Origin of the sequence: Paenibacillus sp. FSL F4-0122 (assembly GCF_038002845.1) — a bacterium.
GTDB lineage: Bacteria > Bacillota > Bacilli > Paenibacillales > Paenibacillaceae > Paenibacillus_AQ > Paenibacillus_AQ odorifer.
Genome location: NZ_JBBODI010000001.1, coordinates 3137983 through 3152997, shown reverse-complemented (window position 1 = coordinate 3152997; position 15015 = coordinate 3137983). Strand labels below are relative to the sequence as shown.

Sequence of the window (15015 nt, the reverse complement as noted above, 5' to 3'; positions counted from 1 at the left end):
TTAATCATTCCAAAGTTTCACGCGTTGTTTAACCAGCTCTTCACGCAAATCTTCAGCTTTCGTTACACCAGCTTTATCAAGCTCAGCCATGTAAGCATCCCAAACTTTATCGAAATCAGCTGGTTTAGACAAGATTGCTTCTGGGATCCGTTTCCAACTGATATCCTTCAGCTTGTTGTCAAGAACGACAATTTCGCTATCCCCAGGAATCGTGATGTTCCATGCCGCGCCCCAAGGTTTAACTTTGAACTCATCTTCACTTGGGAAGAGGTCTTTCCAAGTTGTTGCTTTGTAAGCAGCAAGTGTTTCTTTTTCAACCGCATTGTAACCTACAGTTACTTGCTCAGGGAAACGAGTTGTGTAGTAGTTACCAGATGGATCCAATACACCGTCGCCATAGTGAGCGCTCAGCAATGCATAGTTTGATCCGACATTACCCAAACCAGTTTCTTTTTGGAAGTTGGTAGTGTCATTATATTTACGGTCGTTCACATCTTCAGGAATGACACGTTTGCCATCAACAACATTGTAGTGTTTGCCTTCAATACCCCAGTTAACCAATACTTGACCTTCGTCGGAAGCTAGGTAGTCCAGGAATTTAATCGCACGAACTGGATCTTTAGCATCTACGCTGATCCCAATTCCGTTACCACCCATGAAGCCTGTAGGCCAGAAGGAGGTTTCTTTGTACTCCTCAGACAAGGTTACAGGATAGTGTCCATAGCCTTGATCCAGCTTGCCTTCAGCTTTCAATGCTCTTTCTCCATCGCCATAACCCCAGTCTTGGTCAATCAAACCAATAACGCGGCCGGTAGCAATTTTAGCTTTGTACTGATCATACTTTTGAACGAAACTTTCTGGATCAAGCAATCCGATATCGTTCATGTGGTTGAGCCAGCGGAAATATTCTTTTTCAGCCGGACGACGGAAGTGATAAGTTACTTCTTGGGTGTCGATATCAATCGCATATTCACCATCGTCAGGAGAACCAGTAGTAATAAATGCTGGGTTAGTTACTGTAATGTACATGTACCAATCATCTGCATTCAGAGTCAGGCCGATGTTTTTGTTACCATTTTCATCCGTAGGATGTTTTTCCAGGTAAGCCTTGATTACGTTCTCATAATCTTGAACAGTTTTGATTGCAGGATATCCAGCTTCTTTAACAGCACGGTGCTGTAGTTCAAATCCGCCACCAGCATCAAAATATTTGTTGTCCACACCTGCATAGGTAGGGATGGCATAAATCGCGTGATCATCGTCACTGTAACGTGAACGTTTCATGCCTTCTTCGCCCAATACTTTTTTGATATTCGGAGCATATTTTTCAATCAGGTCTGTTAGATCAAGCATTGCGCCTGCATCCACCAGCTTACTGACATCAGTCTTAGCACTGATCAAATCCGGATATTCGCCGCTCGCTGCGATCAAGGCTACTTTTTGTTGAGGATCACCAACTGCATATTCAGCATTTAGGGTTACTCCCGTTTTTTCCGTAATCACTTTACCAACTTCATCTTGCATACCTGTCCAGTTCGGGTTAGGGTCTGCACTGAAGAAGGTCATCGTGAGCGGGGAAATATCCTCAGCCGCATTGGTCGCATTTCCAGCATTAGTTGCATTGCCGCCTGTATTTCCAGCTGCAGCATTACCATTGTTGCCATTGTTACCGCCGCAGCCTGCAAGCACACCGAGCAGCATAATAGAAGTGAGCGTTAATGCCGTAGCTTTGGCTTTTATCTTTCTATTACTTCCCATTAAATAAACCCTCCTTAAAATTGTTTATCTATCGTATCACAGGTGAAGACCTGTTAATACTTTACCCAGCTTGCCAAAAGAAAACGGATACACAATAGGTTTTAAGCATAGGGGAGACTAAGCTCCCCCGTTAAACTGTGATTAACTCTTCACAGCACCAAGTGTCATACCTTTAACAAAATACTTCTGAATGAACGGATAAACCAACAGAATCGGTACGGTTACGACAATCGTAATCGCCATTTTGAGCGACTCCGGCGAGACCTGATTGGAAGCCAGCGAAGCAATGTTGGAGCGGTAGTCGCCTCCGTTACCACTGGTTGTGGTCTGTAGAACCTTCATCAATTCAAACTGTAATGTGGTTAAGTTAGGGCTTGAACCATTGTACAGATAAGTATCCAACCAAGCATTCCATTGACCTACTGCTAGGAACAGCGCAATTGTTGCTAACGCTGGTTTCATCAGTGGCAAAATGACCCGGAAGTAGATAGTAAAGTCATTGGCTCCATCCAGCTTCGCTGATTCCTGCAGCGCATAAGGCAGACCGTCGATAAAGGAGCGGATAACGAAAACGTTAAAAGCACTGACCAATCCAGGTAGGACATAAACTGCAAAGCTGTTCATCATATGCAGATCCTTGATCAGCATGTATATAGGAATCATTCCTCCAGAGATATACATGGTCATTGCCAAGAATGTGGAAACGAATTTACGGCCTGCAAAGTCAGGGCGGCTGATCGTAAACGCCAGCATCGAGGCACTGATCAGTCCGAATAAAGTTCCAACAACTGTCCGTAAAGCGGATATTTTAAACCCGGTGATTAATCCCGAGAAGGTGAAGATTTTCAAGTAATTGTCCCAAGTAAACTGGCGGGGATAGATGGTCACTCCACCGCGCACACTATCCACTGAATCATTCAGTGAGATGGCAAGCACGTTCAAAAACGGATAAATCGTGATTACAACCACAAACAGGATTACAAAATATACAAAGAAATCAAAGATCCTGTCTGACCATGACTTTCTGGTGATAGCTGATTCTCCCACGGTAACGCTCTCCTTTCATGAAAAGGGCAATTTGCTGCCACGATTGGGTTGAAGGGCCCTCTGTGTTACAGAAGGCTCTCTTTTGTTGTACGTTTAAAGATTCCATTAATCGTAAACAGTAGAATTACACTGATCACTGAGTTGAATATATTGATCGCAGTACCGTAGGAATATCTCGCCATGCCCAGTCCGTATTTCAGTGAATACAAGTCTAGCACTTGAGAATAGTCGGTAACGAGGTTGTTTCCGAGCAAGAATTGCTTCTCAAAGCCGATATTGAGCAAATTACCAATCGACATAATAAGTAGTACAGTAATTGTTGGGCGAATACCCGGAAGTGTAATATGCCATACCTGACGCAGCCTGCTGGCACCGTCTACCCGGGCTGCTTCGTACAATTCAGGCCCAATACCTGCGATAGCTGCAAGGTAGATGATGGCATTCCATCCGGTCTCTTTCCAAATATCCGATAAGGTAACGATTCCCCAGAAAAGATGGCCCTGGGCCATAAACTGGATAGGTGCGTCTATGAATCCTATTCCTAACAAGATATCGTTTACAATACCATTTTCACCAGATAACATTTTAGTTACAATCCCTGCTGCAACCACCCATGATACAAAGTGGGGCAAATACGAGACTGTTTGAGCAAATCGTTTAAAGAAGCCGAGACGCACTTCATTGAGCAATATTGCAAACGTTATCGGAAAGATAAGGCCTGCGACCAAGCCCATTCCACTCATCGCTAGCGTATTACGCAGCGCCAGAAGGAATTGCGAGTCACTGAACAGTGTCTTAAAGTGTTCAAAACCTACCCATTCTTGTTCAAAAAAGCCACGTGCGGGCTTGTACTTTTGAAAAGCCATCGTCCAGCCCCATAACGGGAGATAACTGAAGACGAATGCCCAGATCACAAAAGGTATCGACATCATCCATAAGTACTTTTGATTCTTAAAGCTTCTCCAAAACCGTCCTCCTGAAGCAGGCTTTTTGTTGCGTGTTCGGGTATCCGGCGGGATTTGAGAAGTTACTGTGTCCGCTTTCATAAAGCCCCTCCTCTCTATGTCTATATTCTAAATCTCTGTAAGCGATTGCAGTACCCTATAAATTCGACCTAAAATCAGGTGAAAATTAGAGATTTAGAGCCAAAATAAAGCGGATACATCGTTGAAAACACTGAAAACAAACATGAATTTACTGAAAATAAAATTAAGTGAAATTATTTGATTTCATAAATCAATACGATACTTAATCCCCTGTCTATTTCACACAATTAATACTTCATCCCATAATTAAAAAACGCCCCGAGCTAACGTTCTATAAGTGAACGTGGCCGGAAGCGAAGGCGCGGACTGAAATGACCTTATTTAAGCAAATTGCACATCTTATTGGGTTAGGCGGACTATAAAGACCTTATTCACTTAAAAAACCACCTTTTGGAGAACATTTGCAGCTAATAACGTACATGGAGTCCGATAAATCGAAATTGGACTCGAAATAGCCCAAATAACGACTCTGGAGTCCGTCATACCCGCGAATGAAAACTATAATATGCTCTCAGATGAGGCGTAACAAGTATACCCGTAACCCCTGCCCTGCTCCTCAACGAAAACCTCCGTATGGTTCAATTAAAATTAATTACTTTAATATCATCTTATCTAGAAAATATCACCTGATACATCAGTACTTCAACTATTTCAGATACATATTCCTTATACGCACATGCCGAGTCGACATTATCTGTTGTACCTGCAATTTCTTTTCCTAAAGGAGGGTAATAGGAGAGCAATGAAAAACAAAAACATCAAGACATTATTATTGATTATCGCCGCAGTATTATTGACACTAAATTTATTTCAATTCAATAACAACGTAAGCCATAACAGATTAATGAATAGGCTGGACCTGAATCTGACATCAGAACTCGACGGTCTAAGAGTGGAATTAGAACGATCCTCAACACCAAGCATTCTTGCTGTAGAGCAAGCGAGTAAAATTGCTGCCCTTTCGACGTATTCAACATTAGGGTTCGATTATGGATATACCTTGGAAACCAGAATACATGACAAATATGTACAAAATGAACCTTTTAAAGAGATGGATCAAATTCAAGAGTTACTTCTGGCCCTTCAAAAGGACCCTGCAAATCAAGAATTGCAACAAAGATTAGATTTATTATTAGTGAAGTAGCTTTAATGTAAGAAAAAAAGCCACAGCTAAAGCTCAGGTTATACCTGAACTGCAACTGTGGCTTTTTGGGCTTCTATTTTAGATGTTTTTGCGAAAAGAACTTGGGGAGAGTCCTACATATTTACGGAACTTGGCGTTGAAGTAATCGGGGTTCATGTACCCAACTTTCTCGGCCACCTCATATACTTTCATGCCTTGTGCTAGGAATTGCTTCGCCTTCTCAATCCGCACTTTGTCCACATACGTATTGAAGTATTCCCCGGTAGTGTTCTTGAACATTTTACCTAGATATGCGCTGTTGTAATTAAATAACTCAGATAAGGTCTCAAGCTTAAGGTTCTCATTGTAACGGCGGTTGATTAGCTCCGTAATTTTTTTGATCTCATTCCCTTTGCTGCCACTGGACATTTGATCGGCGATCTCCGCCATGAAATTAACGGCCTGCTCTTGCAGGTCTGCCAGATAATGACTATGGTAGAGCTCACCGATCGGCGGGGAATGCTTAGCGGCATTGCTGCGAATCTCTGGATAGACCGGTTCGAGACGGGCCAACACCGTACTGAGAATCCGCACAAATGTATCTTTGATCTGCTGCTCCTCACTGCCCGCAGCCAGTAGCTCCGCACAGATCGTATCCACCAGCGGTTCAATGGCCGCGCGGCTTCCGGTTTCAACAGCAAGCATTAGGCGGCTCTCCGCATCCTGCCCTTCTTCGGTGTACGCCTCCGCCACTCCAGGAAACAACATACCGGAGAGATCGGCGCTGATCAGAATCCCTTTGCGGTAAAAGAATGCCCGGCGCAGCAGTTCACGCGCCACTTGAAAAGACTGTGCCGCCTCTTCTGGTCCAGCTACAGGGCCTCCCGTTGCTGCGCTGAAGTTGTATCCCTCGCGGCAAATTAAGGACGCAAGCTCTTCCATCAGCCGCTCCTGTTCCTGCTTTCCTGGCAGCGGCTCTTGCAGCAGGAATCCAATATATGGCGGCATCGTGAAAAACATCCGCTCTTCACTGCTGCCAAAATACTGTTCTACCGCGGCCTTAACGGCCCGCTCCCCTTCCTCACTACCGCCCGCAGGCGCGAGTAATTCGAGTAGGATCACTTCGACACGGTCTGATTTAAGACCCAGTGCTGCCGCCTGCTTAGCAGGATCATTCTCCCCCTCCTCCGCAGTTGAAGGCTGCAGCAATGTACGCAGCAGGCTTTCGCGATTACGGGCAGGCTCCTCTTCATTCCAGCGGCTAAAGCGATCTTCCTGAGCGATCGTGACTCTGAGTTCCTCCAAATAGTTGATTAGCTCTTCCTCATCCACCGGCTTCAGTAAATAGCCGTCAATGCGGTAAGAAATGGCTCGTTTGGCATACTCAAAATCCGCATGACCACTTAAAATCAGCACATGGCTGGTCGAGCCTTCCTCGCGCAGCTCACCGATTAACTCCAGCCCGTCCATACCAGGCATGCGGATATCCACCACAATCAGTTCCGGATAAAAAATATGATATTTCTCCTGAGCTTGCAAGCCGTTGGCGGCCGTAGCCACCACCGTATACCCTAGCTCTTCCCAAGGGATTAGAGCCCGAAGGCCTTCCCGCAGCTTTGGCTCATCATCAACAATCAATACTTTGATCATAGATTTATGTCCTCCATTGGAATACGAAACGTAATAGATGTTCCTTCATTCATCCGGCTTTCGATATTCAGTCCATATTCAACACCGTAGGATAACTTCAAACGGTCGTGTACATTGCGCAGCCCGATGCGTGCCTCTTCCTGCTCATCACGAACCTCAAGGGTATAACGGATCTGCTCCAGCTTGTCCGGAGTGATCCCGGCTCCATTATCGGTAATGGTAAAGACCGCATGATTCTGCTCACGCTTGATATTCACCGTAACCATTGCTCCATCCATCGTGTTGTCTAACCCATGAATCACCGCATTTTCCACAAGCGGCTGCACAATCAGCGGCGGGATGTAGAGTGATTCGACGGCAGGGTCTACAATAAATTGATATTTCAAACGATCCTCATAACGGAATTGCTGAATATCCAAATAACAACGAACCACTTCAAGCTCCTGGCTAAGCAAAATTTTACTTCGGCCTACCTCCAGATTACTGCGCATCATTTTGCCAAGAAGACGCACTACCCGTGCAATCTCCACTTGCCCTTTCATATGGGCCTCCATACGAATAGATTCCAGCGCATTGAACAAGAAATGAGGATTGATCTGGCTTGCCAGCATTTTAAAACGGATATCATTCTGTTTCTGTTCCAGCAGACTGTTCTGGTCATTAGATTCCTGTACCTCGTACATCAAATCGTTAATACTCCGTACCATAGAATTGAACTGACGAGCTAACAGGGCAATTTCATCTTTGCCATCAATTTTTAATGAAGTGTCAAAATCACCCGTACTAACGCGGTTAATATGTCTGCTTAACTGCAATAATCGACGTGAAAATAATGAAGAGAAACTATATATGATTAAAAAGGCCAATAAAACGCTTACGGCAATCACGGTAATCGAAAGCTTAATCACCCGATTAGGTTCTTTGACTATACTATCAATAGAAAAAACAGAAATAATTCGCAGGGCGTTACGGCTGGCTTGTGGTTTAAGTTCTTCTATCACTATTTTGGAGGCTTCACCATCTACTTCTGCCTCATAGCTCCCGCTTCCTTGCCCCAAAAGCTTTGTATCAAAAGAAACATCTGCCAGTTTCTTTCCTGTCCGATCGCTCCGGTTCGCAGCAATGATATTATCCTGATCATCCACGATCATGGTATCAAATGATTCCTGGCTCAGAATTGAGGTTAGCTGGTGACTGTTTACATTAATAACGAGCACGCCAATTTTACTGGAGCCCTCCAGCTCGATTTTGCGGACAAGACTTAAATAATTCCGCTGATCACGCTCATCCTCTATATATTCCCAACCGACGAGGCTATCGTACCGCTGTGCTCTCTGATACCACTGGCTCTCCTTAATGGCAGACGAAGGATTGATCAGCTCCCAGTTGTTAAGCAGCGTAGCATTATCAGTGTATAAACGTATGTTGGATATGTCTTTATATAATCTTAGGTATTCACGCATATCAGTGTAATCCCGATAAGCCTCAACCACATCATAAGTGCTTACATACTGGCGTATGGCGAGTTTTTTCAGCCGGGCATCATTGGACAATCGATACGCTATATCTTGCGATACACCGATGACTTCTTCTGTTCTTTTTTTTACCCGATCTACGTTAATTGAAGCTTGCTCCAGTGCGTTCTCAAACGCCATGGTCCTCATCTCAATCGTAAGATAACCACCTACCAGTAATACCGGTAAAAGTGTAGTCAGTAAAAAAGCAAGCAGCAGCTTATTGCGGATTTTGATGTCATTCAGCACCTTAACAAACCATTGAAACATGGCCTTTCGCCCCCCGAAACCTTCACTATCTCATGTACAGGCTGCCACTACCTTGGAGATATTCCATACTTTACAGAAGAAAAATGAAAACGGCAACATTTTTGAATATTGCCGTTCATCACCTCTATAAAGAAGATGGTCTTTAAAAAGGCCTTCCGCCAGATGCGAAAGACCTTTTTTATATCAGACAGATTGATAAATGGCGTTTTATTGGCGATATGCAGCCAGCTTGTTATTCAATTCGCGGGTCTGGCCGTAAACTTCCTGATAGAGGTTGAATAGACCATCATAGATTGCCGTTTGTTTCGGATCTGGTTTATAAACATCAGCAGGACGGATAAACGCTTCTGCACATTCCGCAAGGGATGTGAACCATCCGCTTCCATAAGCCGCCAGCATAGCTGCTCCCATTGCCGGACCCTGTTCACTTTCCAGCTTCACGATGGATGCATTGAAAATATCAGCCTGCATTTGCAGCCAAGCCTCATTTTTAGCTCCACCACCAATTGCAATGATCTCTGTAATCTCTTTGCCTGACTCACGTACAATCTCAATGGATTCACGCAGTGAGAAGGTAATGCCTTCTAATACTGCACGTGTAAAATGCGTCAACGTATGCCCTGAATCCATACCAATAAAGCTTCCGCGAATATTCGCATCTGGATGTGGTGTACGTTCTCCTACAATATAAGGTGTGAATAACAGGCCGCCGCTGCCAGCTGGAATAGAGGAAACTCCGCTTAACAGCTCATCAAAGCTTTTGTCCGCCGCAAAGGTTTCTTTGAACCACGTAAGGCTATGACCAGCAGCTAGTGTAACCCCCATAATATAGTAGGCATCTTTTTCACCATGGTTAAAGAAATGGACTTTGCCTTCGAGATTCAAATCTTTATTGCTTTCATAAGAAAGAACTACACCAGATGTACCAATACTGCACATGGTCCGGCCTTCTCCCAATACACCCGCTCCGAGCGCGCCACAAGCATTATCTGCACCACCAGCAAATACCTTTGTTGAAGATAAAAGACCTGACGCTTCAGCAATGTCCGGCAATAAAGTTCCAGTCTGTTCAAAGGATTCTACCAATCTAGGACAAAGAGAAAGCGGAAGTTCAAAAGCCTCTGCGATTTCTGCACTCCATTCTTTAGAACCTACATCCAATAGCAACGTTCCGGCAGCATCGGAGTAATCCATTGCATAATCACCCGTCAACCGATAACGAACATAATCTTTTGGCAGCAGGAACTGATGCGCCTGTGATAATACTTCTGGTTCATTCTCTTGAACCCACAGAATCTTAGGCAGTGTAAAACCTTCCAATGCTTTGTTTCTGGCGATATCGATCAACTTCGTTCCAAGCGTCTTCTCAATCTTACGGCATTGTGCAGTAGTACGGGTATCATTCCAAAGAATAGCTGGACGCAGCACTTGCCCTTCTTTATCTACCAGTACCAATCCGTGCATTTGTCCGGAGAAACTTAGACCGTCTACTTGAGACGGGTCTATGCCTGATACTTCAATCAGACGGCGCAGGCTGACCAGCGTGCCCTTTACCCAATCTTCAGGATTTTGCTCACTCCAGTTCGGTTGGGGTCTGCTTAGCGGGTAGGACTCGGAATGCTCAAAAGCCACCTTCCCCTGCGGGTCCACTAGAACAGTCTTCACTGCACTAGTCCCCAAATCAACACCTATAACGTATTTCATTTTTGACCTCCTAAAAGTTTTATGGAGCTTAGCTTCTTGATTCTCTTCGCAATAAAACTCGCTTCGTAAGCATCTGCTTAGTTTTATGAGCGTTTACTACGTTGAGTTACTTCGAATAAAACTTACTTCGAAAGCATCCGCTTAGTTTTGGCTACAAAAAGGGGGCTGCCGAAGAATGCTCTCTTCAGCAACCCCCGTTGCATTTGTTCAAACTAGACTCAAAGCTTAAGCTTCAAGCTCCCTGTAAAAACTACTCAGCCAAGATGTATTGGTTAAGGGTAGCTCTCAGGTATTCTTGACGTCCGGATTGGTTAGGACGTGGGTTCTCATTGTTCAAAGCATATTCAGCCAAAGAAGCCAATGTTGCTTTACCTGAAACGATGTCTGCTCCAACGCCTTCAGTGAAGCTGCTGTAGCGTTTGTCAACGAAGTCTTCGAATACGCGATCTTCGATCAATTTAGCAGCAACTTTCAAGCCTTTTGCGTAAGTATCCATACCAGCGATGTGTGCCAAGAACAGATCTTCTGGCTCGAAGGAAGGACGACGTACTTTAGCATCGAAGTTAATTCCGCCTTTGCCAAGACCGTCATTCTTCAATACTTCATAAAGAGTAAGTGTTGCATCGTAGATGTTAACTGGGAATTCATCAGTATCCCAACCAAGCAGTGTATCCCCTTGGTTAGCGTCAAGTGATCCAAGCATGCCATTAATACGAGCTACACGAAGTTCATGTTCAAAAGTATGACCTGCAAGCGTAGCGTGGTTAGCTTCAAGGTTCAGCTTGAAGTGCTTGTCGAGCTTGTATTTTTGCAAGAACGAAATTGTTGTTGCTGCATCGAAATCATATTGATGTTTAGTAGGCTCTTTTGGTTTAGGTTCGATCAGGAATTGACCATCAAAACCAATTTCCTTAGCGTAATCTACAGCCATGCTGAACAGGCGAGCAATGTTATCTTGTTCAAGACCCATATCTGTATTCAGCAATTCTTCGTAACCTTCACGGCCGCCCCAGAATACATAGTTGCTTGCGCCCAGACGTTTACCAACTTCCAGACCTTTCTTCACTTGTGCTGCTGCATGTGCGAAAACATCAGCGTTAGGTGTAGAACCTGCACCGTGCATATAACGTGGGTTAGTGAACATATTAGCTGTATTCCACAGCAATTTCTTGCCGGAAGTCTTCATGCCTTGTTCAAGGATATCAACGATAGTGTCGATGTTGCTGTAGAACTCACGCAAAGATGCGCCTTCTGGTGCGATATCTACATCATGGAAGCAGAAGTAAGGCAGATCCATCTTGTCCATAAATTCGAATGCTGCTTCAGCGCGAGCTTTAGCTTTATCAAGACCACTCAATTTGTCCCAGCTGCGAATTGCAGTTTCAGCGCCAAACGGATCAGAACCGCCAGCAGTTAATGTATGCCAATAAGCCATTGCAAATTTCAGATGTTCCTCCATAGTTTTGCCGGCTACGACTTCTTTAGGATTGTAGAATTTAAATGCATAAGGGTTGGTGGAACGGCTTCCCTCGTAAGAGATTTTGTTCACTGTCTCAAAATAAGCCATTGTGTAATCCTCCTCATATTGTGCTACGCTAGCAAGCGTTTACAGCATCATCTTAACACATCTTTTTGACTTTGTATATTGGTTAAACAAAGTTTTTTTATAAAATTTCCGCCTCTTTAAGTCTCCCTTGCCTATCCGTTTAATATTCAAAAAATCCAACAAACATAGATTTCCTCTTTTCTGCCGATGTATTGCAATTTCCAGCACATCACTCTAGACTAAGTGGCATACAACAAAAGGGAACTATGCTAAAAAGGATGTGTGATTCGTGAAGGTTACCGGAGATCAGGCGCTGGTCAAAAAAATCAATAAATCGATCGTACTACATACTATTCGAAGGAACTCTCCGCTCTCGCGCGCCAAGGTTTCAGAGATGACCGGACTAAATAAGGCCACCGTATCCAATCTGGTGGCTGAGCTATGCGCTCAAGAATTAGTGACTGAAGTTGGACCAGGTGAATCCAGTGGCGGCCGTAAGCCACTAATGCTGCATTTTAACAGCATGGCCGGCAGTGTAATCGGTATAGAGCTACGGGTGAAGCAACTGACAGCCGTCTTATGTGATTTAAGTGGTGGCATTCTTTTCGAAAGCGATTTCTCCCTGGACAATCATGCGCTGCCTTATGTTCTGGAACGGATGAAAAAAACAATTTCAGACTTGATTGATAAAGCACCTGAATCCCCATACGGTATCGTCGGCATCGGAGTAGGTGTCCCCGGGATGGTGGATGAGAACGGGGTTGTTCTTTTTGCTCCCAACCTTGGCTGGGAAATGGTTGACCTGCGGGGTATTTTGGAGGCGGAATTCGCGGTTCCAGTCACTATTGATAACGAAGCTAACGCAGGTGCACAAGGTGAACTGAACTTTGGGGCGGCAAAAGATGTTAGACATCTGCTCTATATCAGTGCGGGTTCAGGGATCGGATCTGGTATTATTATTGGCGGAGAGCTGTACAAAGGTGCACGAGGATATGCCGGCGAAACCGGACATATGACGATCGAAGCCCAAGGCAAGCCGTGCAGTTGTGGGAGTCGTGGCTGTTGGGAGCTATATGCCTCGGAAAAAACCTATGACCATTCAGAGTTCTCCCTCCCTGCTCATACCACACAAGAACTGGTCCGTTATGCAGCCGCTGGACAAGAAGACGCCTTGCGCCACTTCTCATCTATGGGTGAATATCTCGGCATCGGAGTAACGAATCTAATCAATAGCTTTAATCCAGAGCTGATTGTCATCGGTGGAGCTTTATCCGAAGCAGAAGCCTGGTTAGGGGAGCCTCTTCGCGGGGTTGTCGCGGAGCGTACGCTTCCTTATCATAAGCAGCAGCTCGAGATTACCTTCTCTAAGCTGGGCAGCCGGGGCACGATGATAGGCGCGGGGTTCTCTGCGGTTATGCATTTTCTAGGCGATATTCGGGTCACCGTTTAATGTAGTCTAATGGACAACGATTTTGCGGGACAGTTTCACGAGTGAAATTCATAAGCGGATAGAATTGACGTAAAATTGCCGCATTTAGGTGGATCAAAAGTGCAGTAAAAGCAACTTAAATCCTATATAATAAAGGATAAGTTAGTGTGACATTTATCACTACAACCCCTTTTTTGAAATGGAGAGCGAGTCCATGACCTATGTTGATACGTCTGATATCTCGGCACAGATGTTCATCACTGTGTTGCTTTTTCTGCTCATTATTGCCCCTTTGATCAGTCTCGGTGTGCTCCGTTTTTTTCAAGCCAAAAAGAAATCAGGATTCATTCTGATCGGCAGCGGTGTTGCTGTATACGTCCTATTTCAGATCATTACCTCTTTCACTCAAGCTTAAATTGAACTTTGCGATTTACATCATAAAAAATAGCCTGCGCATATAAGCGTCAGGCTATTTTTGTATACCTAGACCACAAAAAGGTCACCTCCAAAATGGAAGCGACCTTTTGAATTTCTTCGCAGAAATCTTATTTAATTAACAGTCGCCAATGCTTTGTCGAACTGAGTTTTGTTCATCCCCACGATTTTGTACTCACCAATTACAGTTACAGGAACAGCTCTCATTCCCATATCCCAAACCTGCTGTGCGTAATCATCATTCTGCTCGATGTTACGTTCTTCATAGGCTACGCCTTTTTCGCTCAAAAAGCTCTTCACCTGACGGCAATGTGGACAATTTGTTGAAGTATATACAATTACATTTTCCATCATTAGACCTCCTATGGAAGATTACAGTTATGTTATTTATTGTAGCACTGGGAGTTTTCTATACCAAATTACAGAATGACCGCGCTATGTTCCAGACTTTCAATGTATTTCTCAGCATCCATAGCTGCCATACATCCACTGCCTGCTGCCGTAATCGCTTGTCTATAACGGGTATCCTGCACATCACCACAAGCGAATACGCCTGGGATATTAGTTTCAGAAGTACCGGGATTAGTCATGATATAACCTTCAGCATTAGTTGTGATTTGTCCACCCAAGAATGCAGTGTTAGGATGGTGGCCAATCGCCACAAACACTCCGCTTGCTTCAATGATTTCTTCTTGTCCTGTCTCATTGTTCAGCACTTTTAGTCCACTCACGCCTTTATCTCCAGAAGTTACTTCCAGAGGAGTACGATTCAGGCTCCAAGCTACCTTAACATTATCGCGAACGCGATCCTGCATGATCTTGGAAGCACGTAGTTCTTCACGACGGTGTACCAAAGTTACTTTGGAGGCAAAACGAGTCAAGAAACCCGCTTCCTCAAGCGCAGAATCACCACCGCCAACAACCACGATCTCTTTATTACGGAAGAAGAATCCATCACAGGTAGCACAGGTGCTCACACCGCGTCCCACATTATCCTGTTCGCCTGGGATACCGAGGTATTTTGCCGTAGCGCCAGTGGAAATGATCAGGGTATCCGTCGTAAGAACACCCAATCCTTCAACATTAAGCTTAAAAGGCCGCTCTCCAAGTTCTACACTGTTCACCCAACCCGTACGGAATTCCGCACCAAAACGTTCAGCTTGTTTACGCATATTATCCATTAAGTCTGGACCCATAATCCCATCAGGAAATCCCGGGAAATTCTCCACTTCTGTAGTGGTGGTCAATTGTCCGCCAGGTTGGGGTCCTTCGATTACTAGTGGGTTCAAATTGGCACGAGCCAAGTAGATAGCAGCAGTCAACCCCGCCGGTCCGGTTCCAACAATTATTGATTTATACATATCTATATCCTCCTTGAATTAGACGGCAGTGACGTCGCTTCTTATTTAAAATAATTATAATGTAGTCTTAATTATGCTAACTGAAAGCAAAAATGTCAATAAGCCAGACTCCCTCAGGAAAAAATCATTTGT

At 44.5% G+C, this 15015-nt stretch carries 12 protein-coding genes; 3 read left to right on the top strand and 9 right to left on the bottom strand.

The genetic code is table 11. The features are described from left to right. From MHH49_RS13605 to MHH49_RS13595, 3 genes are all read right to left on the bottom strand, one after another. Complete coding sequence (locus tag MHH49_RS13605; protein ID WP_080742630.1) at nucleotides 1–1758, bottom strand: ABC transporter substrate-binding protein; 1758 nt, start codon at nucleotides 1756–1758, stop codon at nucleotides 1–3. A gap of 141 nt (nucleotides 1759–1899) precedes the next feature. Continuing rightward, a complete protein-coding gene (locus tag MHH49_RS13600; protein ID WP_036680237.1) occupies nucleotides 1900–2805 on the bottom strand; it encodes a carbohydrate ABC transporter permease in 906 nt (301 codons plus the stop codon). A gap of 65 nt (nucleotides 2806–2870) precedes the next feature. Beyond that, nucleotides 2871–3851: an ABC transporter permease gene (locus MHH49_RS13595; protein ID WP_036680239.1), complete on the bottom strand. Its 981-nt coding sequence runs from the start codon at nucleotides 3849–3851 to the stop codon at nucleotides 2871–2873. A gap of 742 nt (nucleotides 3852–4593) precedes the next feature. Here MHH49_RS13595 and MHH49_RS13590 point away from each other — a divergent pair. Continuing rightward, on the top strand, nucleotides 4594–4995 hold the full coding sequence (locus tag MHH49_RS13590) for a hypothetical protein (protein ID WP_341138200.1): 402 nt from the start codon (nucleotides 4594–4596) through the stop codon (nucleotides 4993–4995). 78 nt (nucleotides 4996–5073) lie between these two features. Here MHH49_RS13590 and MHH49_RS13585 read toward each other — a convergent pair whose 3' ends face one another. The 4 genes from MHH49_RS13585 to xylA form a co-directional block, all read right to left on the bottom strand. Beyond that, nucleotides 5074–6624 carry a response regulator transcription factor gene (locus MHH49_RS13585; protein WP_076185438.1) on the bottom strand — a complete coding sequence of 517 codons (1551 nt, stop codon included), beginning with the start codon at nucleotides 6622–6624 and terminating at the stop codon, nucleotides 5074–5076. Continuing rightward, nucleotides 6621–8408, bottom strand: a complete 1788-nt coding sequence (locus MHH49_RS13580) for a sensor histidine kinase (protein ID WP_076128708.1) — start codon at nucleotides 8406–8408, stop codon at nucleotides 6621–6623. The genes MHH49_RS13585 and MHH49_RS13580 overlap by 4 nt, the downstream gene beginning before the upstream one ends. A 207-nt stretch (nucleotides 8409–8615) precedes the next feature. Next, nucleotides 8616–10112 (bottom strand): xylulokinase, encoded by a 1497-nt coding sequence (gene xylB, locus MHH49_RS13575; protein WP_076128710.1) that lies wholly within the window; start codon nucleotides 10110–10112, stop codon nucleotides 8616–8618. A 250-nt stretch (nucleotides 10113–10362) separates the two neighbouring features. Then, complete coding sequence (gene xylA / locus MHH49_RS13570) at nucleotides 10363–11679, bottom strand: xylose isomerase (protein WP_036680248.1); 1317 nt, start codon at nucleotides 11677–11679, stop codon at nucleotides 10363–10365. 268 nt (nucleotides 11680–11947) lie between these two features. Between xylA and MHH49_RS13565 the strand changes: the two genes are divergently transcribed. Together MHH49_RS13565 and MHH49_RS13560 are read left to right on the top strand one after the other, a co-directional pair. Beyond that, nucleotides 11948–13108: an ROK family transcriptional regulator gene (locus tag MHH49_RS13565; RefSeq protein ID WP_076100592.1), complete on the top strand. Its 1161-nt coding sequence runs from the start codon at nucleotides 11948–11950 to the stop codon at nucleotides 13106–13108. A 193-nt stretch (nucleotides 13109–13301) separates the two neighbouring features. Continuing rightward, entirely contained in the window at nucleotides 13302–13502 is a 201-nt protein-coding gene (locus MHH49_RS13560) for a hypothetical protein (protein WP_036680251.1), read from the top strand. A 134-nt stretch (nucleotides 13503–13636) separates the two neighbouring features. Here the strand turns inward: MHH49_RS13560 and MHH49_RS13555 are convergent, their stop codons facing one another. Together MHH49_RS13555 and trxB are read right to left on the bottom strand one after the other, a co-directional pair. Next, nucleotides 13637–13873, bottom strand: a complete 237-nt coding sequence (locus tag MHH49_RS13555; protein ID WP_036680252.1) for a glutaredoxin family protein — start codon at nucleotides 13871–13873, stop codon at nucleotides 13637–13639. A gap of 68 nt (nucleotides 13874–13941) precedes the next feature. Further along, a complete protein-coding gene (trxB, locus tag MHH49_RS13550; protein WP_036680254.1) occupies nucleotides 13942–14883 on the bottom strand; it encodes a thioredoxin-disulfide reductase in 942 nt (313 codons plus the stop codon). Nucleotides 14884–15015: the final 132 nt, after the last annotated feature.

Excerpts from the sequence above, each read along its gene's own strand:
- xylB (WP_076128710.1), bottom strand. The coding sequence starts at position 10,112 with ATGAAATACGTTATAGGTGTTGATTTGGGGACTAGTGCAGTGAAGACT.
- MHH49_RS13560 (WP_036680251.1), top strand. The coding sequence starts at position 13,302 with ATGACCTATGTTGATACGTCTGATATCTCGGCACAGATGTTCATCACT.
- MHH49_RS13585 (WP_076185438.1), bottom strand. The coding sequence starts at position 6,624 with ATGATCAAAGTATTGATTGTTGATGATGAGCCAAAGCTGCGGGAAGGC.
- MHH49_RS13595 (WP_036680239.1), bottom strand. The coding sequence starts at position 3,851 with ATGAAAGCGGACACAGTAACTTCTCAAATCCCGCCGGATACCCGAACA.
- MHH49_RS13580 (WP_076128708.1), bottom strand. The coding sequence starts at position 8,408 with ATGTTTCAATGGTTTGTTAAGGTGCTGAATGACATCAAAATCCGCAAT.
- MHH49_RS13605 (WP_080742630.1), bottom strand. The coding sequence starts at position 1,758 with ATGGGAAGTAATAGAAAGATAAAAGCCAAAGCTACGGCATTAACGCTC.
- xylA (WP_036680248.1), bottom strand. The coding sequence starts at position 11,679 with ATGGCTTATTTTGAGACAGTGAACAAAATCTCTTACGAGGGAAGCCGT.
- MHH49_RS13590 (WP_341138200.1), top strand. The coding sequence starts at position 4,594 with ATGAAAAACAAAAACATCAAGACATTATTATTGATTATCGCCGCAGTA.
- MHH49_RS13555 (WP_036680252.1), bottom strand. The coding sequence starts at position 13,873 with ATGGAAAATGTAATTGTATATACTTCAACAAATTGTCCACATTGCCGT.
- trxB (WP_036680254.1), bottom strand. The coding sequence starts at position 14,883 with ATGTATAAATCAATAATTGTTGGAACCGGACCGGCGGGGTTGACTGCT.